We start from the raw sequence: 15254 nt of genomic DNA on the forward strand, positions 1-15254 counted from the left end.
AGTCAGTAATTATTAATCAACCCATCCAAATTGAAGGATTATTATCTCATTGAAGCAGAACCTCATTATAAAAATGCCTCCATCTTAAAAGCTCACAAATGCATATTGCCCTTTAAAGCGAGCTGGCTCATCATCTTTTCATCTGTCAACATTTCATCGTCATAAAATTTAACAGGAAACATACAAAAAGAGAATAACTCTATCCATTACTCCTTTTACTGTAGCAAAAATTTCGTAACAGACGTTATAGGGTTAAAAGCCAAAATTATGAAGCAAAAAATAACCTTATTTTATCTCAGCCTATTTAGTATTTTTTTATTTTCTGGATGTAAAAAAGAAGACAATTATGAGGAGCTCACTCGTCTAGCAGATGATAAAATCCAGGCAGCAGTAAAGCTTACAGAAAATATTTCCTGTAACGACCTTAAGGAATGCCGTATTGACACACTTTATTATACCTACGTACCCGTACATCCGAGCTTCGAGCAAGCCTATAATAAATTACTTGCCGAGGCCGCAGATCTTAAAGAAAGAGCACAGAAAGTATATAAAGGACCGATTGTGTACGACACCAGCGTAGCCCCTAATTATCTTCCACCCCATTTTGGGATACGTTGCATCGCCGGTAAACTGAAAGTCGCTTCGGCTAGAGATCTGGAATTATCTGAAATCAATCAACGATTGGCGGATCTGCTCCCCAAATTGCAGACCTTTTTTGATGACGTTCCCTGCAACGACCCAAGTAAATGGCACATTGCCACCTTTCGTAAAGACTGTGAATTTATCTCCATATTGTATACCGATAAACAAAACTTCGCTGAGTTTGGAAATATGGCAGAACAATATAATCATTTGGACAATGCAAAAAGAATACAGGACAAAAGCTTGAATTGTCCAGACAAAAATGACAAACCAGCTAAAGGTGTGGTCTGTGAAAGTGGCAAAGCAAAAGTAACGTATTAATTTCTCTTAAAAGATTATAGGGCCAGTTCTTGGAATTGGCCTTGTATAAAATAACATCATTTTTATTCGAAATTTTCGCTCTTGGGTGTATTCGCAGTTTAGTATAACGCTCCCAGATATAATAACTCTAGCGATAAGTTAAGTGTCTATTGATTGCTCGCTTTTTGGTATTTAGCTTGCGATAGCCAACGATATATCGATCAATATAGATTTCTTATTTGCTATTGTAATCAAAAAAACATTTTTCTCAAACCTTACAAAAAACCAACTACAATTTGTTAAATTTATATTACACTAATGTTATCAAATTGTTAAGACTTGAGTATCAAAGGACACTATATTGCGTTTTTGACCATCTTATGCTGGTTAACCTACAGTCCACAACCTGTTAGGGCGCAAAAGCATGTGTTCGATTTTTATGATGGAAAGGTCTCAATTGATGTATCCCCCTCGTTCAATATTCCCTTCGATGATAGTTTAACTGGAGCTCGCGTCCAAGAGTTCTATCAAGCCGCTGATCAGGCTGAATATCGAGATTTGGTTAATAGTTTGTTGGAATACAAAGATAAACAACATCTCAACGACTGGGTATACTATCAGCTTGTGCGCCGTACAGCACAACAAATAGCCCCAAAAGCGGAGAACTATGCGCGTTACACACTATACAAATGGTTCTTGATGTGTAAGTCTGGATATGATGCCCGTTTGGGCCTTCTAGAGAATCAGATAATTCTGTATATCAAAAGTAAGGATGATATATCAGATTTACCTTTTTTCAATTTAGACAATGATAATTATGTTTGCTTAAATTATCATGATTATATCAACGTCTTCAATTATCAAGAAAAATATAAGTTGGTGGATATTAAAATTCCAGAGGCTAAAAATAGTTTTAGTTACAAACTAACAAAGCTTCCTGACTTTAAACCCGATAACTATACCGATAAAGAAATTGGATTTAAGTACAATGGTAAAGCTTATCATTTTAAGTTGAAAGTCAATTCTGACGTTAATGAAATATTTAAAAATTATCCAATTGTTGATTATGAGACTTATTTTAATATTCCATTGAGTAAGGAAACCTATGAATCCATTATACCATTCTTGAAGCTGAACACCGCGAAGATGTCAATAAAAAAGGGTGTAGACTATCTAATGCAATTTACCAGATATTCTTTTTTATACGAAGATGACCGCGAAATATATGGAAAAGAAAGACGTTTCCCACCAGAACAAACCTTAATAAACGATATTAGCGACTGTGATGATCGTGCTGCACTATTCTTTTATCTTGTAAAGGAAATTTATGATTTGCCAATGATAGCTCTTCGTTACCCTACACATCTCACATTAGCTATTCAATTTGATAAACCAGTTGGCCAAAGTATTCTCTATAATGGGAACTATTACACACTTTGTGAACCAACCCCGCAGGAGAACAAATTGAAAATAGGAGAACTTTCATTGAAACACCAGGGGGAGAATTATCAGGTCGTATATCATTACAAACCCCATGGTTTAAAAAAATAGAGCTCTGCTAATAAATTAGCAGAGCTCTAAACGGATTACTTTTTATTAAAAGTTATAACTATACCCTATACTAAAATTACGTCCCGGTATACGTTGTTGATAAATCTGATCAGTAGCTTGAAAAGCTTCATAGACACTTAAACGCTTACTATCTAAAAGGTTATCTACTTTTAAGGAAATTGTACCAGCTTTCATATTCGTACCGATTTTTTTAGAAACATTCAGATTTAGCGAATTAAATGGTTTTGAGTAAACATCCGAGTTCCTCGCAAAACCAATAACCTCCAAAGTTCTACCCTGTACATTGTAGAAGACGCCTGCCTCTAAGCCGTTACTAGCACTGTTATAGGATAAACCTGTATTGATCAAATAGGGAGACTGTCCCTGTAGTTGTCTCTTTGTTGAAATTTCCTGTCCCTCACGAGCAAATGATTGCCTAGATGTGTATTCTTCCTCACCCATTTCAATTTCCGATTTAACAACTGTAACATTTAAATTTAAGCTCAAATTTTTCAACTCTTCGGATACGAATCCAAAATTCTTACGGCCTTCAAACTCTAAGCCAATTACAGTAGCAGAAGGAGAATTTCTCGGCGTAATATCTAAAGGAGCTGCGTCATTATAAGCTTGAAGTTCAATTGGATTTTTAAATCCTTTATAGAACCCGCTTAATGCAAACATTTGCGCCTCTTTGGCAAAAATTTCATAACGGACATCAATATTGTTGATATACGTAGGAACGAGGCTTAAATTTCCTAAAAATCTGATTCCTGTCAATGGATCATAAATTTGGACGACAGATAATTCTTTAAAAGATGGCCTAGCTACTGTACGCGAGTATGATACTCTTAAATTATGATCGCTGTAAGTATTGTAAATTAAATTCACCGAAGGAAACAAATCAAATTTATTGATGGTTTTTACGTTGTCATATTTCAATCCCTCGACATTTTCTCCAGTAAAAAAAGTCATATAATTTTCACCTCGGAGACCTACGATAGCCTTTAACTTTTCGATCGGTCTTAATTCTACAGAAGCATAGCCAGCTGCAGTTTGTTGTGACGCTTCAAATGTATTTGAAGCCTGATAATTTCCAGATACTAAAAAACCCCTATCCGTATCGGCATTATAAATATTTTCGGGATTCAGTATAGCGTTTGGATCTCCATTAATAATACTTGTACCAATACCCCGAGAGTCTATACGATAGTTATTAATACGATAGTCTCTCTTTTTATAGCTGTATAAAGCACCAAATTTAAATGAGGACTCACGTTCAAATAAATTTAACTTCTTGGTGAAATCCACTTTCGATACTCCATTAAATTCATCCAAATACCGCCAAAAACGCATCGGCATGGTCGCATTCGTGTTAAGGACATATTTTCCGTCGCTTCCCAATTCAAAAGTTGTCTGACGCATATCTTTATCATTCACTTTGACCCAAGTCGGTGACAGCTTCCATTCCGTAATAAAATCTGCATTTTCATTACTATGCTTACCACTCAACAACAAATTTGTGACCGCACGCTCCGTGTACTCCAAAGTATGGCGCATCGTTTCGTTCGAATTTGAAATCCGGGTCACCTGATTGAAAATTGCTGCCCTGGATTCTCCATTTTGTATACGCAATGCATTTAACGTATACTTAGAACGCTCCGTTTTATAGTTCAGTCCTAACATTCCAGACAATAAAACATTTTGTTCTCCCAAATCTCCCTGTGTTGTGATATCCGCTCGAAGTTCCGAACTAGCATCCGTTTGATTAGGTTTTTGATAGATTCCATTTTGGAATCCCTTATAAAACATTGTATTTCGTTTGTAATTCAACAATCCTATCACACCAAGCTTATTTTCACCTATTTTAAATTGATTACTATAATCAATTCCCAAACTTAGGTCAGGTATATTATTTGATCTGCGTTCAGCAGCTAATACCGGATCAAAAGCTTTAGCAACTTGTTCAACAGCATTTCTATTTTCAGGAGCAACCGGGTTTAGGATGTTATAATCCTTTTTAACAGGAAGATTCCGATCTCCATAGTCATATCCTAAAAAATCTGTTTTACTCCCTTTATAGCTTAGAAAATCATCCCTGAAATGCGCATTAGGATTATATCCCAGAGACGCAGAAACACCTAGATTCCTTTGCGCCGGGATATCTTTCGTAACAATATCAATTACACCGCCCGTAAAATCCGCCGGCAATTCGGCAGAAGCCGTTTTCATTACGATAATATTTTCCAATACCCCTGTAGGAAATATATCCATCTGAACAGTATTCTTATCGGGATCTAATCCAGGAATATCGACACCATTTAAAATAGACTTGGTATAACGATCCCCTAGCCCACGTACATAAAGATACTTACCTTCCTGAACTGACACACCTGGAACTACCCGGACTGCAGATGCAATATTACTTGCTCCTGAACGCTGAATTGCTTGTGAAGACAAACCGTCCATCACAACCCCGGAGCTTTTCTGCATATTCAAGATTGATTGTTCTGTATTTTTACGAGCCGAAACAGTGATTACCACTTCGTCTATTTTATTATCTGTAGAAGTCAGATTAACATCTACAAGGGCTGACTTTCCAGCCTCAACTTTAATATCTGTAATTTCTTTTTTTTGGTAACCTACATAACTGAAAACAATTTTATAGGTTCCAGGAGCTACTTCTAATGTATAGTCTCCTTCAAAGTCTGAACTGGTAGCTTGGGGAGCACCAACAATGGCTACACTTACGCCGGCTAAAGGAGAATTAGAACCTTCTTCCTTAATGACACCCGTAATTTTACCATTTTGTGCAAATAATAGGGTTGGAATTACAGTTAAAACAAACAGTAAAACCGAAAATAGCTTGTTCATTAATTTTTGATTGATAGGATTGAGTATGTATTTTAGGGAAATCCACCTTTCGACTAATTCCTTACTATCGAAAGGTGGATATATATATGATTTAAATTATTTCAATAAATCACTAGCTTTTGTAAATGTCCAATCAAATACTGAAACATTGGCACCAACTGTTTGTGAGCCTGCTGTAACAGCGATTGCATTACTTGTAAATTTAGTTGCGTCTATAGCAGTTGTTCCTTTAGATGTTAATAAGTTGGCGATTGTTTTACCTGTTGGCAATACCATCTCCCATTTAGTCAACGTAATTCCTGTACCATTAAACGAAAGTATTGATTTCTCATCATTCACATTGACTGTACTTCCTGTCGCACTGATATTTTTAACATAAACGTTTTCCAATTTACCAGTAGCACCATCGCGGAAATCTGCAATCTTATTGCCAGCAAAGTTCCCCATATCAATTGTCAAATTTTTCAATGTAAATGAACCTGTTGCATTTCCCTCAGGCCCGTCTATTTCTAAAGCCGAATCCGTATTATCCTCACTCGTCTGAATGACAAGTGCGTTGTCAATTGTTCCGGCATACCCCTGATCAATATCCAAACCATCATCTTCTTGAGCATATACAATAACGTTTTTAACATTTACAGTACCTCCAAAGAATTCAATTCCGTCATCCTTATTCGAGAAAATTTCAATATTTTCAATTGTTGTACCATTACCTACGCCACCCAAAGTTAAACCTTGAATTTCACTATTTGGAGCAACAGTAGTTCCGCTGTAACGAATGGACACATATTTTAAAGAACCTGAATTATCATTTGCAACTGTTCCTCCGTATTCACCATAGGATAAACCTGCAGGAATACCTTCTATGTAACCTGTACCCGAAGAGGCCGCTACTGAAATCGGAGCTTTACCCAATAAGATTACTCCGCCCCATTGTCCAGCATCACTTGGTTTCAATGTGCTCTTTTTCTCACCCACTTTGATCTGATCGTTTACACTCGTGAAGATAATGGGTTTATCAGCCGTACCGTTTGCAACCAATTTACCTCCCTGATCTACGATTAAAGTTGTCGCATTAGCCTCTTGGCCATCTTCCGCTTTTATGATAGTTCCTGGTTCAATTGTCAATGTTACACCTTCATCTACTACGACACGACCATCTAATACATAAATATTGTTGGCTGTCCATGTTTCGCTGGATTTCAAAATACCCGACTTCACGATATCCTTTCCTGGCTCTGGTGTCGGCTCAGGGCCGGGACTAATCGGATCATCGCTGCTACAACCTACAGTAGCTAAACTTACTGCTAATGCGCCGAAGATTGGTAAAAATTTCTTTCTCATGATTTGTTTTTTTTGACACTACAAATTAACTGAGGTAATGTTAACTACATATGCACTACATGTTATTAATAAATCAATAGTATGTTAATTTAATATGTACTCAATCAACAAAACCTATTTAATAGTAACAAAACGAGGATTTTTTTCAAAAACAGGCCTTTTCTGATTAACCCAGTGTAATAAAATTATTAAGCCGAAAAGTTATTAACATATTGAAGCTAATTTCTAAGTTTTGACATAATCCCTCCGATCATATAGCCTCCGATGAGAAAAAGTACCGCTTGGCTTATGGGACAAAATGCCGAGAACAATCTTATTATTGCAATATAATTGCATATGCAAAGCAATTTCTCTAAGTTTGAATATATTTTCAATTTTTGAGCGTATGAGCAATCCGATCGTATCTACTGAGCAGCTAACATTCCAATATCCGGATGCAAATAGCATCGCATTTCCTGATATCCATATTGAGAAAGGGCAACACACGCTATTATTGGGCGATTCAGGTACAGGAAAGACAACCTTACTGAACATGTTGGGGGGCTTATCCAGACCGAAAACTGGTCATGTTAAAATTAATGATCAAGATCTTTCTTTATTATCTAATAGCAAACTAGACAAATTCAGATCACAATATATCGGTTTTATCTTCCAGGAGGCACACCTTCTCAAAAACTTAACTTTGTTGGAAAACATCAAATTGGCACAGTCTCTTGCAGGAAAAAAGGTGGATGTCAATCAGATTCATCAGGTGTTGAAACAATTGCAACTGGATCACAAAACTGCTGCCTACCCCAATGAATTAAGTCGTGGCCAACTACAACGCGCTGCAATTGCAAGGAGTGTAATCAACAAGCCTGCTCTGCTCATTGCGGATGAACCAACAGCAGCCTTAGATGACACCAATACAAATCGCGTGCTGGAGCTTCTTATGGATATCGCAGACACTGCCGGCTCGACCTTATTGATCACCACACATGATAAGCGGATTAAGGATCAGTTCTCAAAAATGTATATCCTAAAATAATGACATACACCTTTAATTCATCATCCTTTTAGATTAAGAAATAGTTATGAATACGATACAGTTGGTTTGGAAAAATTTAAGTAGACAGGTTGGTTCTGTCTTTCTAAGTATCTTGCTGACGGCTTTTGGAGTTTCCATCTTAGCTGTAATTTCTATCACAGGTGATACATTTGAAAAGCAACTTGACAATAATAGCAGGAACATTGACCTTGTTGTCGGAGCCAAAGGTAGTCCACTTCAATTGATCTTATCCAGCGTATATCATATCGATAATCCAACTGGAAACATACCATTAGATGAACTCGAGCCACTGCGTCAGAACCCGCTTGTTCAACTGGCAGTTCCCTTATCCCTGGGTGATAATTTTAAGGGACATCGTATTGTGGGTACGGACTCTTCTTTTCTGGCCATCTATGATACCAAAATAAATGAAGGCCGCATTTGGCAAAAAGACTTTGAGGCCGTTATCGGTGAGCAGGTCGCTAAAAAACACCACTTAAAAATAGGTGACCAGATCAACAGCTCACACGGACTGAGCAAAGATGGCCACAGCCATGACGAACATCCTTTTACCATCGTGGGGGTTCTAAAGCAAAACAACAACGTGACAGATAATCTCATATTGACCAACCTTGAAAGTGTCTGGGATGTGCACGGTATTGCACATGCCCATGCTGACAACGAAACAGCAGCACAAAAAGAACAACGTGAGCGGGAAGAAGATCGCCAAGAAACAGTCAAAGCACACCTTCACCACCATGGGGAGGACTTGCCGGAAAACTCTACGGCTCAGGCGGCAAATGAAGAAAAAGAACATCACGATCACGCAGACCACGACCATGAACACGAAGAGGAAGGGGTATTTGTCAAATCCATTGGCGCCGATATGGTGAAACAAAACGGACTGGAAATAACCGCGATTTTAATAAAATATCAGTCACCTGCTGCTATCGGCATATTGCCGAAAATGATCGACCAACAAACGGATATGCAAGCTGCTTCTCCGGCAATGGAAAGTACACGACTGTTTTCCCTCTTAGGTGTAGGAATAGATTCGTTAGCTATACTTGCCTATATCATTATGTCAATCGCTGGTCTGAGTGTATTTATTAACCTCTACAATGCGTTGAAACAACGCAAATATGATCTTGCTATCATGCGTACACTCGGTGCGTCCAAAGGGAAATTATTTAACATTGTCCTATTGGAAGGTCTGTCCATCACAATCGTGGGCGGACTGGTGGGACTATTATTGGCACATCTTGCGTTATACTACATCAGCAACCAAACAAGCCAGAGCGCTGACTTTATCGAAGCTTTTAGGCTACATCCAAAAGAATTGGTATTTTTGCTTGTCGCTTGTCTCATTGGCGTTATAGCTGCTTTAATTCCGGCGATTAAAGCCTATAGGACAAGCATCTCTGGTACTTTGTCTAACAAATAGAATGAATAGGCAATCGAACTAAAAATGCAAAAATGGCATATACGAGGTAAATCTTGGATTTGCTTCACCAAATACACAATACGTAATACTAAAATAATAGATGAAACAAATTATCACGGCATTCGCATTTATATGCTTCTTCATACAAGCACAGGCACAGATTGGAAATAATCCCGATGTACCCGATCATACGCCCATGATGAATAAAACTTGGGAAGCCATTGACAAAATGGCTTATAAAGTAACTTATAATGGAGCAAAAAAAGTATATACACCATTCTATCCGAAAGAACTCAAAGCACTGGAAAACAAAGTGGTTGAATTACCAGGCTATATGGTCCCGCTACACAGTGGACGTAATCATAAAAACTTTATGATGTCTGTCTTGCCTGTCATGCAATGTCAATTTTGTGGTTCAAACGGAATCCCGCCTATGGTAGAAGTGACCTTAAAGGGTGGAGCAATTAAATTTTCTGAAGATCCTATCAAGCTCAAAGGAAAGATGATTTTTACAAAGGATCCACTGAAAGGGAACTCCGAAATTCAGATCGTCGATGCTGAACTTATAAAATAATTGAAATAAAGGAGTGCTCAATGTTGAATCTAATCTATTCTAAATGGATTAGATTCACATCAATCTGTTAAACACGAATGTTATCTATTGATCAGCGAAGTCTCAAGACACGCTGCCAAAGCCGCTGTCTCTGTACGCAACCGTGCATCCCCAAGCGACATCGGTTGAAAACCTGCCGCTAAGGCTAAATCAATTTCCTCTGCCGAAAAATCGCCCTCTGGGCCTATCAAAATAATATAATGCTGCCCCGCTTCAAATATTTGGTTTAAATACTTTTTATCGGAATCGACACAGTGTGCAATCGCCTTTTGGGTACCATCCTTTGGAATATCCTTTATAAACTGTTTAAACGATACAGCAGGATTCAGCTTTGGCAAATACGCTTTCAAAGACTGCTTCATGGCCGAAACAATGACTTTATTCAGGCGGTCTAACTTCACCTCTTTGCGCTCTGAATGTTCACAAATAATCGGCGTAACCTCCTGGATCCCAATCTCAGTGGCTTTCTCTAAAAACCATTCGATACGATCAATATTCTTGGTGGGGCCAACAGCGATGTGCAAATGATAATTGGGCTTTTGATAGTCCGCCTTAATATCGAGAATTTTCAGTACCGTACGTTTCGGATGTGGATCCATAATTTCAGCTTCGTACAAGCCTCCGCGACCATCTATTAAATATAGTCGATCTCCGGTGTCCATGCGAAGCACACGAACAGCATGCTTGCTTTCCTCCTCAGAGAGGATAAAATTTTCTAAAGAAGGATTTAAATCCGGTGTAAAAAATAATTGCATGTACTGCTTCCTTGTAATCCTATTCTTCTATATCATCGTCAGCCGACTCAACCAGTTCTAACTTGACAAACTCTATGTTCTGTTGTGCTTTACGGATAATTGTAAATACATATCCATATTCTTCTTTCCGCTCGCCTACTTCAGGAATTTTATCAAAGATCTCACTGACCAATCCAGCCATGGTATCGTAATCCTGACTTTCTGGTAATTCTATTGGCAAAAACTCATTCACGTCATGAATACTAGCTCCTGCATCCACCATGTACTCTGTTTCAGATATGCGCTCTACAACTGGTGTTTCTTCATCATACTCATCTTGGATCTCGCCCACTAATTCTTCCACAATGTCTTCCAAGGTAGCCATCCCTGCTGTACCGCCAAATTCGTCCAATACAATGGCCAGTTGAAGCCTTCGTTGTTGAAACTCTGCCATCAAATCATTGATCTTTTTTGTTTCAGGAATGAAGTAAGGTTTACGCATGATATTTTTCATCACCACTTCCTTACCTTTCGCTAAAAGCGGAAGAATATCCTTGGTGTGTACAATACCGACAATCTGGTCGATGTTGTCTTCGTAAATCGGAATACGCGAATAGCCCTCCTCAGTCATGGTTTCGATTAATTCAGACGCATCCGCTGTAACTTCAACAGCGACAATTTTCGTCCGGGGTACCATAATATTCTTTACGATACGTTCATTAAAATCGAAGACGTTTTTGATCAGCTCATGCTCAGAAATGTCCAATGCTCCAGACTCTTTGCCTTTATCCAAGAGATATTGCAGCTCTTCGGAAGAGTGGGCAGATTCACCTTTCGTCACTTCAAATCCTAACATTTTAAGTAGGAAATTGGCAAAACCGTTTAAGACCCAAATAAAAGGCCTAAAGATAAAGTAGAAAAATTGCAGCGGGACCGCAATCTTCATCGTCGTTGCAACGGGTTTCTGAATGGCAATTGACTTAGGGGCCAGCTCACCAAAGACGATGTGCAATACCGTAATAATCGTAAATGCCAACACATGCCCTGCGTTGGTCGCTATTGTACCAGTCAATTCAACACCAAAGAAACCTAATGCCCCCTGCACAATCTGGGTCATTACAGCCTCCCCTACCCAACCTAAGGCCAGTGAAGAAAGTGTAATACCCAATTGTGTAGCGGCCAAATAACCATCCAAATGCTCTGTTATACTTTTGGCTATTGTAGCAACTTTGCTACCTGTTTTCGCCTGAACTTCAATTTGGGAGACTCGGACTTTGACAATAGCAAACTCAGCCGCAACGAAAAAACCGTTGGCCAATACTAAAAACAATGTCCAAAAAATATCGAGCGCCATGCTGGGGGTTATTTGTTAGCAAATTCTTTGTTGTACAATTCAATAGCCTCAATCAAGATTCTTTGCGCTTCCTCACGTCCTTTCACCCCTTCAACAACAACGTGTTTCTTTTCTAAAGCTTTGTAACTTTCAAAGAATTGTACAATTTCTTTCATCGTATGCGGCGGCAATTGATCGATGTCTTTAATGTAGTTGAATACCGGATCATTTTTGGCAACAGCAATGATTTTATCATCTTGCTCTCCACCATCAACCATATTCATTACACCAATAACTTGCGCTTCTACCAATGTTAAAGGTAAAATATCAACCGAACAAATCACTAAAATATCCAAAGGATCTTTATCGTCGCAATAAGTCTGTGGAATGAAACCATAATTGGCTGGATAGACGACAGATGAACTCATTACTCTGTCCAAAAGCAACAAACCTGTTTCTTTGTCTAATTCATACTTTCCTTTGGATCCGTTCGTAATCTCAATGATAGCATTTACGGCATTTGGCACATTCTCACCTGGAGAAACCATGTGCCAAGGGTTTTGTTTACTCATTTTTTATTTTACTGTATATTTTGTTTGTTTCTTTTGTCTTTTATTCGCTTTTTGAGCAAAGTAATTGCAATAGGCAAAAATGCGATCACGATCATCCCAACGACAACATATTCAACGTAATGGATAATCCATGGGAACTCAATCCCCAAGAAATATCCAGAAAGGGTCAATACCAAGACCCATATCAAGGCTCCACCGATGTTATATAAAACGAATTTTTTGAAATCTAATTTTACGACTCCGGCAAAGATAGGAGCAAAAGTACGAACTATTGGGACAAATCTACCTATAATTAATGCCGTTCCGCCATATTTATGGTAAAATTCTTCCGCCATAACCACATATTTCCGCTTAAAGATAAAACTATCTTTTCGCTTGAATAACATGGGACCGGCCCGATAACCAAACCAATACCCCGTAAAATTACCCAGTATTCCTGCACCCAATAAGCCAAAACAAAGCGTATATATATTCACGTCGATTTTGTTGAGTGCACAAAACAATCCTGCTAAAAATAATAAGTAATCGCCGGGTAGAAAAAAACCAAAAAACAGACCTGTTTCGGCAAATACGATCAATATAACTAAATAAAACCCGCCAGAACTCAAAAGTTCTTCGGGATTCATTAGCTGTTGAAATGACAACAAAAGTTCATGCATAACTTTCAGTAAAAATCAATGTTGTTTTCTCCATTTTAGAATCAAATTCTACTTCTATCCCTGTATAATTTTAAAACAACAAAGTACAAATATAGTATTCTCCTAAAAAACGAAAGTAAATCAAGTGTAATATAATCTTGTTATTGATTTTGTGTAGTTATGCTAATAATAGACTCTCGGATTGTCTCGGCGATCTGATAAAGTTCATCTTCGCCTAAGCTCAACTTAGGCCCCGCAAAATTTAGGTCACTTATTTTATTGATCGGAACAAGATGGATGTGCGCATGTGCGACTTCCAATCCCACAACAGCCACGCCAACTTTAACACATGGAATTACCTTTTTTATCCCCTGTGCAACAATTTTTGCAAATACCCAAAGCGCCATGTACTCATCATCCTCTATATCGAAAATGTAATCTGTTTCTTTCTTAGGGATTACCAAAACATGTCCTTTCGCTAAAGGGCTGATATCTAAGAAAGCCAGAAAATCATTACTCTCCGCAACTTTGTACGCTGGAATCTCTCCAGCAACGATCTTTGAAAAAATTGTTGACATATTATCCTATTTGGAATAAACTCTTTTATATAATAATGAAACGACCATAAGCAGCATAAATATTGTTTACTTCACAAAATTTTTCAGCCGTTAAATTTTCAGCCGTCAATGTTCTGAACAAATATAAACAAAAAAGGTCGCGATTGCTAGAACCCGACCTTCTTAATATAAAGTTAATTTGTGGATGTGCGGTTATGGCGTACCGCACATAACCGACATATATTATCTCGAAATCTCTACGATTTCAAATTCAATCTTACCTGCAGGTACCTCGATCTCCGCCGTGTCACCTTTCGATTTACCTAATAATCCCTGAGCAATCGGAGATTTAACAGAAATTTTACCTAACTTAAGATCCGCCTCTGATTCGGCAACCAATTGATAAGTCATCACAGCTCCATTCTTTTTATTCTTGATCTTCACTATAGACAAAGCGAGGACTTTCGACGTATCCAATTTGGACTCATCAATCAATCGAGCTGTAGCCAAGGTGTTTTCCAAATTGGCTATTTTAGCCTCATGAAGCCCTTGAGCTTCTTTAGCAGCATCATACTCCGCGTTTTCGGACAAATCACCTTTGTCCCTTGCCTCTGCAATAGCATTGGCAATTTTAGATCTTCCTTCCGTTTTCAGATAAGCTAATTCCTCTTTAAGCTTACGCAATCCTTCTTCCGTAAAATAAGTTACTTCTGCCATAATTTTATCTTTTTTCTTATTTTCTACATTTTAAAAAAGAAACAAGACCATATTACCCTCGTCGGGTAACATGGTCTTGCTTTCAATCTATACGAAGATAATAATTGTTTTCAACAAAACAAATTCTTATCCATCAAATCTAATCAAATCTCTTCTTCGTCAACAAATTTATAGCCCAGGCCACGCACTGTTTGCAGATAATGTGGTTTATCCGGATTTGTTTCAATCTTCTTCCGCAAACGCACTACGTGCATATCCAGCGTCCGCGTATTTACATTCGAACTATACCCCCATACCACTTCCATTAGTTCCTCTCGGGTGATCTCTCGTCCCAAATTTTGAAGAAAATGTAATAAGATCCTATTTTCCAAAATCGTCAATTCCACCTTTTTACCATCACGTATTAAGGAATGAATATTTGGGTGGTGTTCTGTCTGTCCAAACTTGTAGATCTCAGGGCTATTCTTAGGTAGGAAAAACTTCACCTTATTATCTATCATAGCAATCAACACATCCATATTGAATGGCTTACTAATATAGTCCGTCACACCAAAGCTATAAGCTTCAATCTTGTCCACATCTTGGGATTTAGCCGTCATCATGATAATGATATTCTCAAATCCTGCCTTACGGACATCCTCGCAGATCTCGTTACCTTCTTTTCCTGGGAGCATCCAATCTAACAGGACCACATCTGGTCTTTTCTCCAAGATTAAACTTTCTGCTTCATTCCCATTTCCGCTTTGGATGACTTGATAGCCTTCAGATTCTAATCGATGTTTTACCAAGAAACGTAGGTTCTCATCATCTTCAATAACAGCAACAGTGATGTCTTTATTCATAAGTAAACAATTTGTCTTTTAATATCCTGTTTATTCTACAAGTTTTCATGCTTTGTAAACATGGATATT

14 protein-coding genes are annotated in these 15254 nt (G+C 38.0%); 5 read left to right on the forward strand and 9 right to left on the reverse strand.

From position 1 onward, the window contains the following. Positions 1-267: 267 nt before the first annotated feature. Both B4A24_RS09445 and B4A24_RS09450 read left to right on the forward strand, forming a co-directional pair. Positions 268-963, forward strand: coding sequence for a hypothetical protein (locus tag B4A24_RS09445; RefSeq protein WP_293944536.1), 696 nt, complete (start codon positions 268-270; stop codon positions 961-963). A gap of 318 nt (positions 964-1281) precedes the next feature. Further along, entirely contained in the window at positions 1282-2493 is a 1212-nt protein-coding gene (locus tag B4A24_RS09450) for a hypothetical protein (RefSeq protein ID WP_293944537.1), read from the forward strand. Positions 2494-2538: 45 nt separating this feature from the next. Here B4A24_RS09450 and B4A24_RS09455 read toward each other — a convergent pair whose 3' ends face one another. Continuing rightward, positions 2539-5364 (reverse strand): TonB-dependent receptor, encoded by a 2826-nt coding sequence (locus B4A24_RS09455; RefSeq protein ID WP_293944538.1) that lies wholly within the window; start codon positions 5362-5364, stop codon positions 2539-2541. A 96-nt stretch (positions 5365-5460) separates the two neighbouring features. Further along, complete coding sequence (locus B4A24_RS09460; protein WP_293944539.1) at positions 5461-6708, reverse strand: hypothetical protein; 1248 nt, start codon at positions 6706-6708, stop codon at positions 5461-5463. Between the two features lie 385 nt (positions 6709-7093). Between B4A24_RS09460 and B4A24_RS09465 the strand changes: the two genes are divergently transcribed. The 3 genes from B4A24_RS09465 (at position 7094) to B4A24_RS09475 (ending at position 9753) form a co-directional block, all read left to right on the forward strand. Further along, entirely contained in the window at positions 7094-7735 is a 642-nt protein-coding gene (locus B4A24_RS09465) for an ABC transporter ATP-binding protein (RefSeq protein WP_293944540.1), read from the forward strand. A gap of 46 nt (positions 7736-7781) precedes the next feature. Then, on the forward strand, positions 7782-9179 hold the full coding sequence (locus tag B4A24_RS09470; RefSeq protein ID WP_293944541.1) for an ABC transporter permease: 1398 nt from the start codon (positions 7782-7784) through the stop codon (positions 9177-9179). 100 nt (positions 9180-9279) lie between these two features. Further along, a complete protein-coding gene (locus tag B4A24_RS09475) occupies positions 9280-9753 on the forward strand; it encodes a hypothetical protein (protein WP_293944542.1) in 474 nt (157 codons plus the stop codon). Between the two features lie 80 nt (positions 9754-9833). Here B4A24_RS09475 and B4A24_RS09480 read toward each other — a convergent pair whose 3' ends face one another. The 7 genes from B4A24_RS09480 to B4A24_RS09510 all read right to left on the reverse strand — a co-directional run bounded on the left by B4A24_RS09480 (position 9834) and on the right by B4A24_RS09510 (position 15185). Further along, positions 9834-10547 (reverse strand): 16S rRNA (uracil(1498)-N(3))-methyltransferase, encoded by a 714-nt coding sequence (locus B4A24_RS09480; RefSeq protein WP_293944543.1) that lies wholly within the window; start codon positions 10545-10547, stop codon positions 9834-9836. A 19-nt stretch (positions 10548-10566) separates the two neighbouring features. Continuing rightward, the gene (locus B4A24_RS09485) at positions 10567-11880 is read right to left on the reverse strand and encodes a hemolysin family protein (protein ID WP_293944544.1); all 1314 of its coding nucleotides are present in this window, start codon (positions 11878-11880) and stop codon (positions 10567-10569) included. Between the two features lie 8 nt (positions 11881-11888). Continuing rightward, positions 11889-12431, reverse strand: a complete 543-nt coding sequence (locus B4A24_RS09490; RefSeq protein ID WP_293944545.1) for an inorganic diphosphatase — start codon at positions 12429-12431, stop codon at positions 11889-11891. Positions 12432-12439: 8 nt separating this feature from the next. After that, positions 12440-13090 carry a DedA family protein gene (locus B4A24_RS09495; protein WP_293944546.1) on the reverse strand — a complete coding sequence of 217 codons (651 nt, stop codon included), beginning with the start codon at positions 13088-13090 and terminating at the stop codon, positions 12440-12442. A 140-nt stretch (positions 13091-13230) separates the two neighbouring features. Continuing rightward, positions 13231-13647, reverse strand: coding sequence for an HIT family protein (locus B4A24_RS09500; protein WP_172395576.1), 417 nt, complete (start codon positions 13645-13647; stop codon positions 13231-13233). Between the two features lie 222 nt (positions 13648-13869). Then, the gene (greA, locus tag B4A24_RS09505; protein WP_108635709.1) at positions 13870-14343 is read right to left on the reverse strand and encodes a transcription elongation factor GreA; all 474 of its coding nucleotides are present in this window, start codon (positions 14341-14343) and stop codon (positions 13870-13872) included. 143 nt (positions 14344-14486) lie between these two features. Beyond that, a complete protein-coding gene (locus B4A24_RS09510) occupies positions 14487-15185 on the reverse strand; it encodes a response regulator transcription factor (protein WP_077438378.1) in 699 nt (232 codons plus the stop codon). Positions 15186-15254 lie beyond the last annotated feature (69 nt).

This window comes from Sphingobacterium sp. UBA7249 (assembly GCF_002472835.1).
In the GTDB taxonomy this organism is placed as follows: domain Bacteria; phylum Bacteroidota; class Bacteroidia; order Sphingobacteriales; family Sphingobacteriaceae; genus Sphingobacterium; species Sphingobacterium prati.

Bases quoted from the DNA above. Each gene is read 5' to 3' on its own strand.
- B4A24_RS09495 (WP_293944546.1), bottom strand. From the start codon at position 13,090: ATGCATGAACTTTTGTTGTCATTTCAACAGCTAATGAATCCCGAAGAA.
- B4A24_RS09460 (WP_293944539.1), bottom strand. From the start codon at position 6,708: ATGAGAAAGAAATTTTTACCAATCTTCGGCGCATTAGCAGTAAGTTTA.
- B4A24_RS09445 (WP_293944536.1), top strand. From the start codon at position 268: ATGAAGCAAAAAATAACCTTATTTTATCTCAGCCTATTTAGTATTTTT.
- B4A24_RS09480 (WP_293944543.1), bottom strand. From the start codon at position 10,547: ATGCAATTATTTTTTACACCGGATTTAAATCCTTCTTTAGAAAATTTT.
- B4A24_RS09490 (WP_293944545.1), bottom strand. From the start codon at position 12,431: ATGAGTAAACAAAACCCTTGGCACATGGTTTCTCCAGGTGAGAATGTG.
- B4A24_RS09455 (WP_293944538.1), bottom strand. From the start codon at position 5,364: ATGAACAAGCTATTTTCGGTTTTACTGTTTGTTTTAACTGTAATTCCA.
- B4A24_RS09470 (WP_293944541.1), top strand. From the start codon at position 7,782: ATGAATACGATACAGTTGGTTTGGAAAAATTTAAGTAGACAGGTTGGT.
- B4A24_RS09500 (WP_172395576.1), bottom strand. From the start codon at position 13,647: ATGTCAACAATTTTTTCAAAGATCGTTGCTGGAGAGATTCCAGCGTAC.
- greA (WP_108635709.1), bottom strand. From the start codon at position 14,343: ATGGCAGAAGTAACTTATTTTACGGAAGAAGGATTGCGTAAGCTTAAA.
- B4A24_RS09485 (WP_293944544.1), bottom strand. From the start codon at position 11,880: ATGGCGCTCGATATTTTTTGGACATTGTTTTTAGTATTGGCCAACGGT.
- B4A24_RS09475 (WP_293944542.1), top strand. From the start codon at position 9,280: ATGAAACAAATTATCACGGCATTCGCATTTATATGCTTCTTCATACAA.
- B4A24_RS09510 (WP_077438378.1), bottom strand. From the start codon at position 15,185: ATGAATAAAGACATCACTGTTGCTGTTATTGAAGATGATGAGAACCTA.
- B4A24_RS09465 (WP_293944540.1), top strand. From the start codon at position 7,094: ATGAGCAATCCGATCGTATCTACTGAGCAGCTAACATTCCAATATCCG.